Origin of the sequence: Paenibacillus kribbensis (genome assembly GCF_002240415.1) — a bacterium.
GTDB classification, from domain to species: domain Bacteria; phylum Bacillota; class Bacilli; order Paenibacillales; family Paenibacillaceae; genus Paenibacillus; species Paenibacillus kribbensis.
Genome location: NZ_CP020028.1, coordinates 5,645,001 through 5,657,140, shown reverse-complemented (window position 1 = coordinate 5,657,140; position 12,140 = coordinate 5,645,001). Strand labels below are relative to the sequence as shown.

Here is a 12,140-nt window from a genome sequence, read left to right as displayed (position 1 = left end):
TCAATTTATCCATCTTTTTATTTTTGTGCGGATTCGGGATTCTGGGGATATATTCTACATTTTTCATTTGATTTCGACATATTGCAGTCCCGTTTTGGCCTGCGGGATAAAGAGAACGGATCGTGCCGCACATTCCCTCCTGAGAAATATCGCCTTTCTTCTGCCCAGCGGCAGTGGAATTTTCCATCAGTTATTTTTCAGGGTCATTTTGTGCTGCGTTCTCTCATCACACTGCCGCATGATTTAGGCGGCGGTATGTCTTTTTATGGCCTTCAACAAATATTTTTGGGATTTTAGGCGTTTTGCCGAAGCGCCGGGAGCAGCTCTCAGTTCATCGGCAAAATGTCAGGATTTAAAAGGAGTGACGTCTGTGGACAGCCATATCTCTGAACTATGGCAGCAAATTTTATCCATTATACAAACCAAGCTGAGTAAGCCGAGTTACGACACTTGGTTTAAGGCTACCAAGGCAGCGAAACTGAATGACCACTCCATTGTGATTTCTGCTCCGACAACCTTTGCTGTGGAATGGCTTGAAAGCCGCTATACCAAGCTAGTCGGAGCAACGGTTTATGAAATTTTGGGGAAGCAACTGGAGGTCAAGTTTGTCATCGAGGAAAACAAGCCCCCCGAGGTCGATCTTCAGCAGCAACCTCAGCAGCAGCCGGTCGTACATGAAGAAGCCGTGTCCCATATGCTAAATCCCAAATATACATTCGATACATTCGTCATCGGATCGGGGAACCGTTTTGCTCACGCAGCATCGCTGGCCGTCGCCGAGGCGCCGGCCAAAGCGTACAATCCGCTGTTTCTTTACGGCGGCGTAGGTCTGGGCAAAACGCATCTGATGCATGCCATCGGGCACTATATTTTGGAGCACAATCCGACCAGCAAGGTCGTATATTTATCGTCGGAGAAGTTTACGAACGAATTCATTAATGCCATCCGGGACAACCGCGGGGAGAGCTTCCGCAACAAATATCGCAACATTGATATTTTGCTCATTGACGATATTCAATTCATTGCCGGCAAGGAATCGACACAGGAGGAATTTTTCCATACGTTTAACGCGCTTCATGAGGAACGCAAGCAGATTATCATTTCCAGTGACCGGCCTCCCAAAGAAATTCCGACGCTGGAAGAACGACTGCGCTCCCGCTTCGAGTGGGGACTCATTACGGACATTCAGCCGCCGGATCTGGAGACCAGAATCGCTATTCTTCGGAAAAAGGCCCGTGCGGAAAACCTGGACATTCCCAATGAGGCCATGATGTATATCGCCAACCAGATTGATACAAACATCCGTGAGCTGGAGGGGGCGCTGATTCGCGTTGTCGCCTATTCTTCCTTAACCAATCAGGATGTATCAAGTCATCTTGCGGCCGAGGCGTTGAAGGATATTATCCCGTCCAGCCGCCCCAAAATGATCACCATTCAGGATATACAGCATCAAGTCGGGGAATTTTACAATCTGCGTCTGGAGGATTTTAAAGCGCGCAAGCGGACAAAGGCTGTGGCCTTCCCACGACAGATTGCCATGTACCTGTCGCGTGAGTTAACCGACTATTCTCTGCCTAAAATTGGCGAGGCCTTCGGTGGGCGTGATCATACAACAGTCATCCATGCGCACGAAAAAATCTCCAAATCCATTCAAGTGGATCAAGATCTGTTCAAAGTTATCAACAACCTAATAGAGAAAATCAAAAATCCAACCTGAACAAGTTCGGAGCCTATACACAATTTATACACATGTGGATAGGCTTGATTTTATTAGGTTTACTGCTACTTATCCACATATTCAGTGCGCCTATTACTATTACTACTATATTTTAAAGATATTCATCACCTAAATAAGGCCCGCGTCAACGCGTGCTTGAAGGACTAAAAGCCGTAGGAGGAACTTATGAAGATCAGCATTCTGAAAAACGTTTTGAACGAGGCTATACAACATGTATCCAAAGCGATATCAAGTCGTACTACAATTCCAATTCTTAGTGGTATCAAGCTGGATGTGAATCATCAGGGTGTAACGCTGACTGCCAGCGATACAGACATCTCTATTCAATCCTTTATTCCAATGGAGGATGGAGACCAGACTGTCGTTCAGGTTGAACAACCCGGAAGTGTAGTCCTGCCAGCCAAATTCTTTGTCGAAATTATCAAAAAACTGCCGTCTCAGGAGATCCGTATGGAGGTAAAGGATCAGTTCCAAACCTTCATCTCGTCCGGTGCCACTGAAATTCAAATCGTTGGCCTGGATCCTGAGGAATTCCCTGTGCTCCCCAACATTGAAGAAAATCAGGTTATCTCTGTGCCAGGTGATTTGCTCAAAAATATGATCAAACAGACGGTTTTCTCCATTTCCACCCACGAAACAACACCCATTTTAACCGGGGTATTATGGAATTTGGCTGAGGGAGAATTAAAGTTTGTAGCAACGGACCGCCACCGCCTGGCCACTCGCAGCGCTCGTTTGGAATCGTCTGAAGGCTTGCGTTTTAGCAATGTTGTCATTGCAGGCAAAACGTTGAATGAGTTAAGCAGAATTATTCCGGATCAAAATATGCTTGTGGATATCGTCGTAGCGGACAATCAGGTGCTTTTCAAGGTTGACCGGGTACTATTTTATTCCCGCATCCTGGATGGAACCTATCCTGATACTTCTAGAATTATTCCAACCTCCTACAAAACAGAACTGATTGTGGACACAAAAAGTTTGAGCGAGTCTATCGACCGTGCTTATTTGCTGTCCCGTGAGGAAAAAACGAATATTGTAAGAATGCAATCGTTGGAAAATGGCGGTCTGGAGATCTCCTCCAGTTCCTCTGAGCTTGGTAAGGTGCGTGAGGAAGTGAATGTGTCCAAATTTGAGGGAGAGCCACTCAAAATCTCATTCAACTCCAAATATATGCTCGACGTGCTGAAGGTAATTGACAGTGAGCAGCTGACGATCGCTTTCACCGGCATCATGAGCCCGATTATTTTAAAACCGGCAGATTCCAGCAATGCGCTGTACATCATCCTGCCGTATCGCACAACCAACTAACATGTAGCGTTACCTGCCTGAGAACAAGCGAAAGGATGAACAACCCTTGAAACGGATATCGATACAAACCGAGTACATCAAGCTCGATCAATTTTTAAAACTGGCTGACTGTGTATCAACAGGTGGAATGGCCAAAGCCCTCCTACAGGAGGGACAAGTCCGCGTCAACGGCGAGACGGAAGAAAGACGGGGAAGAAAGCTGTACCCTGGCGATACTGTAGAAGTAGAGGACAACGGAAGTTTCGAAGTTACGGCAGGAGCATAATCGCCTAGTCGGCAAGGACTCCTTTTAGGTACGGAGTAGCAAGGGGGACCCTACGTGTTTGTGAACAACATTGCTTTGCAGCAGTACCGGAACTATGAACAGCTGGAGCTGAATGAATTTGGGCCCGTTAATTTGCTGATTGGACAAAATGCCCAGGGCAAAACGAACCTTGTAGAGGCGATTTTTGTACTGGCTTTGACCAAAAGCCACCGAACGTCGCGCGATAAGGAGTTAATCTCTTTCGGAGCTGCTTCTACTCATCTGGCTGCGGATGTGGATAAAAAATACGGAAAAATCAGGCTGGATCTGTCGTTATCCACACAAGGCAAAAAAGCGAAGATCAACGGACTGGAGCAGCGAAAGCTGAGTGATTTTATCGGTTCGTTAAACGTGGTCATGTTTGCCCCCGAGGATCTGGAAATTGTCAAAGGAACACCGGGGGTCCGCCGCCGGTTTCTTGACATGGAAATTGGACAGGTAGCTCCGGGCTATCTGTATCATTTGCAGCAATATCAAAAGGTGCTGGTTCAGCGAAACAACCTGCTCAAGCAAGCTTGGGGGAAAGATATGGCCTCGGTGCAGCTAATGCTGGAGGTATGGAACGAGCAACTTGTTGAGCATGGTGTTAAAATTGTTAAAAAGCGGAAACAATTTATAACGAAGCTGCAAAAGTGGGCTCAGGCCATTCATGAAGGGATCGCGGGGGGGACTGAAGAGCTAAAATTAACCTATGTTCCCTCCTTCAGTGAGCCAGAGGAAGAAGATGAAGCTGTCTTATTGGAGCGATTTATGATAAAGTTATCCCAAATGAGGGAACAGGAAATCCGCCGTGGCATGACTTTGGCGGGACCCCATCGTGATGATTTGGCCTTTGCCATTAATGGCAGAGAAGTGCATACGTATGGCTCTCAGGGGCAGCAGCGGACGACGGCCCTGTCCTTGAAGCTGGCTGAAATTGAATTAATTCATGAGGAAATCGGTGAATATCCGGTCCTGCTACTGGATGATGTTTTGTCTGAGCTGGATCCCTATCGTCAGACTCAGCTGATCGAAACTTTCCAGAGCAAGGTACAGACCTTTATCACCGCAACCGGGATTGAGAGTTTGAACGCGGAGCGACTCAAGGATGCGAGTATTTATCACGTCCATGACGGGCATGTGGAACACTAAGGAGTGAGTAACCGATATGTATATTCATTTGGGTGGAGAAAAAATCATCCGCTCGTCAGAGCTTGTGGCTATTTTCGATATCTCGATTGAAAAATCCTCTAAAATCTCCAAGCAATACGTGAACCATGCCCAGCAGCAAAAGCATGTCGAGATGATTGGCGAAGAGGAAGCCAAGTCCATCGTAGTGACTCAGAATACGGTGTATTATTCCCCCATCTCCTCAACAACACTCAAAAAGCGGGCAAACCAGTTTGTTGCCAATGCTTAACCATAGAAATCTATAGAAGTAGGTGAAAGGCATGTCTATGAATCAACCGTCTTATGATGCGAGCGAGATTCAGGTCCTGGAGGGCCTGGAAGCGGTTCGGAAACGTCCCGGGATGTATATTGGCTCCACGAGTGTCAAAGGTCTCCATCATTTGGTCTGGGAAGTTGTGGACAACAGCATTGACGAAGCGCTGGCAGGTTATTGTAACAGCATTCAGGTTATCGTTCACAAGGATAATAGCATTACCGTTACAGACAACGGTCGCGGTATTCCGGTAAGTGAGCACGCCAAAATGAAAAAATCAGCGCTGGAAGTCGTTATGACTGTACTTCATGCAGGTGGTAAATTCGGAGGCGGAGGGTACAAAGTCTCCGGCGGTCTGCACGGGGTTGGTGTATCCGTAGTGAATGCTCTATCCAGCAAAGTGATCGTTCATGTCAAACGGGACGGACATGTGTATGAACAGGAATATCATCGCGGTGTACCGCAATATGATGTGAGAGTTATCGGTGACACAGATGAGACGGGGACCCAAACGACATTTTACCCGGATGAGCAAATTTTTACAGAAACAACCGTATATGACTATGATACGCTGCAAACGCGGATTCGTGAGTTGGCTTTTCTGAATAAAGGGATTGCCATCAGCCTGACTGATGAGCGGACGGGTGCCAGCGATACATTCCACTACGAGGGCGGAATCAGTGAATACGTACAATTTTTGAATCAGCAAAGAGAAGCACTTCATGAGCAGCCGATTTATGTCGAAGGCTCACGCGATATGATTCAAGTCGAGGTTGCGCTGCAATATAACGACAGCTACACCGAAAATATTTATTCTTTCGCCAACAATATCAACACGCACGAGGGCGGAACGCACGAATCTGGCTTCAAGAGTGCATTAACCCGGATTATTAACGATTATGCACGCAAAAACGGCCTGATTAAGGATAGCAATGCCAACCTGACTGGCGATGATGTGCGTGAAGGTCTGACGGCGATTATCTCCGTCAAAATTCCGGAACCGCAATTTGAGGGTCAGACCAAAACAAAGCTCGGTAACAGCGAGGTGCGAGGGATTGTCGAATCCCTGTTCGCGGAGAAACTTCAGGAATTTCTGGAGGAAAATCCATCTGTTTCTCGCCGCGTAGTTGATAAATCCTTACAAGCAGCACGTGCCCGCGAAGCAGCGCGCAAAGCGCGTGAGCTGACGCGTCGTAAAAGTGCGCTGGAAATCAGCTCTCTTCCCGGCAAGCTAGCGGACTGCTCCTCCAAGGATGCTTCGATTAGTGAGCTGTACATCGTCGAAGGTGATTCAGCAGGTGGATCGGCCAAACAGGGCCGTGATCGCCACTTCCAAGCTATTTTGCCGATTCGCGGTAAAATCCTGAACGTGGAGAAGGCACGTCTGGATCGCATTTTGTCCAGTGATGAAATCCGCTCGATGGTAACTGCAATGGGTACAGGGATCGGAGACGATTTTGACATCTCCAAAGCACGTTACCACAAGGTCATTATCATGACGGATGCAGATGTCGACGGTGCTCACATTCGCACGCTGCTGCTGACGTTCTTCTATCGGTATATGCGTAAAATTTTAGATGCAGGCTATGTTTACATTGCCCAGCCACCGCTGTTCAAGGTAGAGCGCAACAAGGTCATACGTTATGCGAATTCGGAAGCAGAGCGTGATGAGATCATCAGGGAATTTGGGGAAAATGCGAAGTACAATGTACAGCGCTATAAAGGTTTGGGTGAGATGAACGCGGCACAGCTATGGGAAACGACGATGGACCCTGAAAGCCGTACTATGCTTCAGGTAACCATTAATGACGCGATGCTGGCAGATACACTGTTCAACACCCTAATGGGGGATAATGTAGAACCTCGCCGCGACTTTATTCAGGAACATGCTAAGTATGTGAAAAATCTCGATTTTTAATGTGTGATATTTTCATCTTAGCTAATGTACTATTTGCTCGCTATGATTTGAGTTCAACACCAAGGGGCGCCCAAACGGCGTCCCTTTTCTTGTTCATTAACCAGCTAGGGTGAATTTGAATAGTTAACGTCATTGCCCTAGGTCTTTCTCTTAGAGTGTGCAGGCTTGCCCGTGGACGCTGAATAACGGCCATAGCCTACAGCATACCTGAATATTTTATGATAAAGGCTTTTGTTGGGAAGGAAAGAAAAGACTTTAATGGCTGGTCTCGTATTAACCTCCAAAATCCACGGATAGATTTGCTGATCCAATCCCACATCCAATCCAATTTCCTTTAGCCGAGGGTATCTTTTTTGCAGCTGCCAGGCTACTCGCTCGCCTAATTTTGATAGTTTTTGCTCTAGGTGTACTGCTTCCTTTTCATCCAGATAGGGTGCTACAAGTTCATTGAAAAAGCGTACTGTACCACCGCTATGGTGATTAGTGACGACTTTGTCAGGAGCAGCTATGCGTCCTATGATAAGCGTCGTTTCCCAATGTTTCCTCAGGTTCATCTGGGTTAATACCCGCAGGTCAAAGGGACGCGTCTCATGTTGAAGAAGGTCAATCCCGCGTTGGATCAGATATGGACGCTTCTTTATGCGGTTAGAAATCACCTTGTTCAGTTCTTCCAGACTGTCAAAAGTAAGGGTATCTACTTCATAACGAAGGACGTACCAGATTCTCTCTCCGATGATTCCTTCTTCTGTTGGAGGAAGCGGCTCTGTGAGCCTTTCTGCACGCATAACCCCTTTTCCATAAGTACCGTTGTCCGGCTTAATATAGACAGTTCCATACACCGCTAACATTTCGTTCAAGTGCTCGAATGTGTACAAACGTGTCTCCGGTATATAAGGGGCCAACGTTGGATTGGGGAGAATGGCATTTGTTTTGGTCCACTTACTGGCTACTCGCTGAATAGACAAGTATTCTCATTCCTTTCTTTTCGTAATATGAGTCGCGTCCATGGAATTCACAACACTTTAATAAAACAAGGGAAACTAAAGGACAAGCGCGGAAAACAATGATATAATAGAGAAATACGGCGTTTTTCGGAATCTTGCTATATTAGCCCTGACCGTATACGTATTGTATGTGGAAAAGGCCCTTAGGGTGGGGGCTAATCCCCAACTCAGGGGAATTTGTTATAATCAGGGCTTGTTAGTGGTGTAAGGGAATAGCTATCTGCTTCTACCAGAAGGGGTAAGACGAGGGATTTACGCTGTAAAGGGGACAGAGGCGTTTAATTGTGCTCTTTTTGTGAAAGTAATATAATTATACAGATGGGTTTTTAGCCAAAATCCTGCGCAGAGAGCGGAGTATATAGGCAGTGTCTTGTTAGGCTTTTCACATAGAGAGCAATGTATTGAAGGACGAGAAGGAGGACCAGCATGGCCGATCAAAATAACCCGCAGATCATTAACAGGGATATCGGAGTGGAAATGCGCGAATCCTTTATGGATTATGCCATGAGTATTATTGTTAGCCGTGCCTTGCCTGATGTGCGGGACGGACTAAAGCCGGTACACCGTCGTATTTTGTACGCGATGTCCGAGCTAGGCATGTCGCCAGACAAACCTTACAAGAAATCAGCAAGAATCGTCGGCGAAGTTATCGGTAAATATCACCCTCATGGTGATACGGCTGTATATGATACGATGGTGCGGATGGCGCAGGATTTTTCCTTGCGTTATATGCTGGTGGACGGACACGGCAACTTTGGCTCCGTAGATGGAGATATGGCGGCTGCGATGCGTTACACCGAAGCACGGTTGTCGAAGATTGCAATGGAAATGCTGCGTGATTTGAACAAAGAGACCGTTGATTTCATGCCGAACTACGACGGTGAAGAGAATGAACCTGTCGTGTTGCCTGCACGTTATCCTAACTTGCTGGTCAATGGTGTCGGCGGAATTGCAGTCGGAATGGCTACCAATATTCCTCCGCATAACTTGGGAGAGGTTATCGACGGTGTACAAGCACTAATCGAAAACCCTGACATTACGCCAATGGAACTTATGGATTATATCCAAGGGCCGGATTTCCCGACAGCAGGCTATATCTTAGGTCGTTCTGGTATTCGCCAGGCGTACCAAACGGGCCGCGGTTCTGTGACCATGCGTGCAAAGACCACCATAGAGGAAATTGGCAATAAAGCACGGATTATCGTGCATGAGCTGCCTTACCAAGTGAATAAGGCTCGTCTGGTCGAGAAGATTGCTGAATTGGTGCGTGACAAACGCATTGAGGGCATTACAGATCTGCGGGATGAATCGGACCGTACAGGTATGCGTGTCGTTATCGAGTTGCGTAGAGATGTGAACCCGAACGTCGTTCTGAATAATTTGTTCAAACATACGGCTATGCAGTCCAATTTCGGTATCAATATGCTTGCCATTGTGAACAACGAGCCGAAGATATTGAATCTGAAGGATGTCTTGTATCATTATCTCAAACATCAGGTTGAAGTTATTCGTCGTCGGACAGAATTCGACCTGAAAAAAGCCGAAGCTAGAGCACACATTTTGGAAGGCTTGCGCATTGCTCTTGATCATCTGGACGAAGTTATTGCCTTGATCCGTTCCTCTCAAACTGCAGAAGCAGCTCGAGAAGGGCTGATTGAGCGGTTCTCACTTACTCTTGAGCAGGCTCAAGCTATTCTCGATATGCGTCTGCAACGCTTAACCGGTTTGGAACGTGAGAAGATCGAGAATGAGTATAACGAGTTACTACAAAAGATTGCCGAATACCGCGAAATTTTGGCCAACGAGCATTTGGTGCTTAACATCATTAGCGAAGAGCTGAATGAGCTTAAGGAACGCTTCGCTGATGAGCGTCGTACTGAAATTACAGTAGGTGAAGAGAGCATTTTGGATGAGGATCTTATTCCTCGTGAAGATGTTATTATTACCGTAACCCATACCGGGTATATTAAACGCCTTCCCGTTACTACCTATCGCAGTCAAAAACGCGGTGGTCGTGGTGTAGTGGGTATGGATACCAAGGATGAGGATTTCGTAGAGCATCTGTTTATTACGAATTCACATCATCACTTGTTATTCTTCACCGACAAGGGCAAAGTATATCGGATTAAGGCTTATGAGATTCCAGATCTCAGTCGGACAGCCCGGGGGACACCGATTATTAATCTAATTCAGATTGAGCAGGGCGAGTCGATCAATGCGGTTATTCCCATTGAGGAGTTTGTTGAGGATAGCTATCTGTTCTTTGCGACCCAACAAGGGATTATCAAGAAGACGCCGCTCGACGACTATGCTAATATTCGCAAAGGTGGCCTGATCGCCATTAACCTGCGTGAAGATGATGCCCTGATCGAAGTAAAACTGACGGACGGACAGCAGGAAATGATTATTGGTACGGCAGAAGGCATGTCTATTCGTTTCCCTGAGAGCGATGTACGGTCTATGGGCCGTAGCGCTACGGGGGTTAAAGGGATCAGTCTCGATGAGAGTGATGCTGTAATAGGTATGGATGTTGTTGATACCGACCTGGATATCCTGATTGTAACAGCCAAAGGCTATGGCAAACGTACCCCTGTAGCGGATTATCGTATTCAAAGCCGCGGAGGTAAGGGAATTAAGACAATTAATGTTACGGATAAAAATGGTCCGGTTGTCGGCCTTAAGGTTGTAAAAACTGAAGAGGATTTGATGATCATTACAGCCAGCGGTACCGTAATTCGGACCAGTATGGACGAAATCTCTACAATGGGCCGTAATACACAAGGGGTAAGGCTGATTAACATCCGCGAGGATGATTCGGTTGCTACTGTATGTCGTGCGAACAAGAATGAGGAGCAGGAAGAACTACTTGAAGAGCTATTAGAGGGCGGGGAAGCCAGCGAAGGTGCATCTCCATCAGGTGCTGAGCCTGTTCTTGATATGGATACAGAAGGTACGGAAGGTAGCGATTCAGAGTCTTCTGAGAACGAATAAGAAGCCACCTATACTATACAAGTGGTTACTGGATTTTTAAGTGATGAGGAAGACTCCTTGACTATTGTGGTCAGGGAGTCTTTTTCTTATTCTGGTTTGAATTCAGAAGGCCAAGCTTTAAATGGTATAAAATGAATGTACAGGATCATTTCCAAGTAATATAATGACATCATAAACTGGCAGCTGGAGCAGCTGTTGTGAGAACAGAGAGGTTGACCATGACAACTGTACCCGTATCCGAATTAAAAGCAGGGCTTAAATTGCAAAGCGATGTATTTACTGAAATGGGTAGCTTGCTGCTGCCGAAAGGGCGCATTCTACTGCCCCGGGACCTGGAAATTTTACAGGCGTTCCTGATCCAGCAAGTGGAGGTAGGGATGGAGGATGATGCAACTTCCGGCGGTGATCATGCTACTGTTCGATCCGGAGCAGCTGAGTCACAAGCCCCCTTAGATGAGCGGGATGAGTTTACACAATTCCAGGATGAGTATGACAAAATGGTGATGCTTGTTAAGAGTGCATTCCAATCAGTACTTGTCTCTAGTTTATCTATATTTGAGCTACGAAGTCAGCTGGAGTCCTTATTGGCGCACATACAGCGCTATAACGTAATGACATTTATTCCGCGATCCATGATCGAAGTTGATTATATTTTTCATAATGCTGTATTGACCTCACTTACTTCGTATTCCATTGCGCAATGGATTGGTTTGCCCCAAAAGGACTGGATGCAGGTTGCCTTTGCCGGATTGCTTCATGATATTGGCAATGCCAAAATGGACCCGGTCATCCTCTACAAGCCTTCCGCATTAACAGGGGAGGAGCAAGAGGAGATCCGTCGTCATACTTCACTGGGATATCAGTTGCTCAAAAATGTGAAGGCCATTAACGAAGGCGTGCGTCTGGCTGCTCTTCAGCATCATGAAAAAGTGGATGGTACCGGATACCCATTGCGTCTCAAGGGGGAGCAAATCCACATATACGCTAAAATTGTCGGAGTGGCTGATGTATTTCATGCCATGACGCTGGAGAAGACATATCGACCTGCCCAATCACCATACCTGGTGCTGGAGCAAATTAAATCAGAATCGTTTGGTAAGCTGGACCCAAGCGTAGTACAGGTTTTCATTCACAAGCTCACCCAATTTAACAACGGGACCAAAGTACGTCTTAATGATAATCGCATAGGGGAAATCATATTTGCTGATCGAGATCATCCGACTCGTCCGTTGGTTCAAGTAAATGGGGAAATCGTTAATTTGATGCTTCACAGAGAGCTTTATATTGAATGTATTGAGACTTAATTTTTTTTTTGAAAAAAAGAGTTGCAAATTATAATAAAAGTATGATATATTCTTTCTTGTCGCTTCAAGTGTTGTCGAAAAAGAGCAAAAACACTTTCGAAAAAAAAGTGTTGACATAACTCTGAGAAATATGATACACTATAAAAGTTG

The 12,140-nt window shown here is 46.2% G+C and carries 9 protein-coding genes; 8 read left to right on the top strand and 1 reads right to left on the bottom strand.

Annotated features, from left to right (window positions below; translation table 11 throughout):
• The first annotated feature begins 370 nt into the window (after positions 1-370).
• The 6 genes from dnaA to gyrB all read left to right on the top strand — a co-directional run bounded on the left by dnaA (position 371) and on the right by gyrB (position 6,691).
• Positions 371-1,717, top strand: a complete 1,347-nt coding sequence (gene dnaA / locus B4V02_RS25215) for a chromosomal replication initiator protein DnaA (protein ID WP_010346796.1) — start codon at positions 371-373, stop codon at positions 1,715-1,717.
• Positions 1,718-1,903: 186 nt separating this feature from the next.
• Positions 1,904-3,046 (top strand): DNA polymerase III subunit beta, encoded by a 1,143-nt coding sequence (gene dnaN, locus B4V02_RS25210; protein WP_007433252.1) that lies wholly within the window; start codon positions 1,904-1,906, stop codon positions 3,044-3,046.
• Between the two features lie 46 nt (positions 3,047-3,092).
• A complete protein-coding gene (yaaA, locus tag B4V02_RS25205) occupies positions 3,093-3,311 on the top strand; it encodes a S4 domain-containing protein YaaA (protein ID WP_010346794.1) in 219 nt (72 codons plus the stop codon).
• A 54-nt stretch (positions 3,312-3,365) separates the two neighbouring features.
• A complete protein-coding gene (gene recF / locus B4V02_RS25200; protein WP_010346793.1) occupies positions 3,366-4,481 on the top strand; it encodes a DNA replication/repair protein RecF in 1,116 nt (371 codons plus the stop codon).
• A gap of 16 nt (positions 4,482-4,497) precedes the next feature.
• Positions 4,498-4,749: an extracellular matrix regulator RemB gene (gene remB, locus B4V02_RS25195; protein WP_007433255.1), complete on the top strand. Its 252-nt coding sequence runs from the start codon at positions 4,498-4,500 to the stop codon at positions 4,747-4,749.
• Positions 4,750-4,780: 31 nt separating this feature from the next.
• On the top strand, positions 4,781-6,691 hold the full coding sequence (gyrB, locus tag B4V02_RS25190; protein ID WP_094156845.1) for a DNA topoisomerase (ATP-hydrolyzing) subunit B: 1,911 nt from the start codon (positions 4,781-4,783) through the stop codon (positions 6,689-6,691).
• A gap of 137 nt (positions 6,692-6,828) precedes the next feature.
• Here the strand turns inward: gyrB and B4V02_RS25185 are convergent, their stop codons facing one another.
• Complete coding sequence (locus tag B4V02_RS25185; RefSeq protein ID WP_094156844.1) at positions 6,829-7,656, bottom strand: YheC/YheD family protein; 828 nt, start codon at positions 7,654-7,656, stop codon at positions 6,829-6,831.
• A gap of 465 nt (positions 7,657-8,121) precedes the next feature.
• Here B4V02_RS25185 and gyrA point away from each other — a divergent pair, with 465 nt between their 5' ends.
• Both gyrA and B4V02_RS25175 read left to right on the top strand, forming a co-directional pair.
• Positions 8,122-10,686, top strand: coding sequence for a DNA gyrase subunit A (gene gyrA / locus B4V02_RS25180; RefSeq protein WP_094156843.1), 2,565 nt, complete (start codon positions 8,122-8,124; stop codon positions 10,684-10,686).
• 218 nt (positions 10,687-10,904) lie between these two features.
• Positions 10,905-11,990, top strand: coding sequence for an HD-GYP domain-containing protein (locus B4V02_RS25175; protein ID WP_007433259.1), 1,086 nt, complete (start codon positions 10,905-10,907; stop codon positions 11,988-11,990).
• The last annotated feature ends 150 nt before the right edge of the window (positions 11,991-12,140 follow it).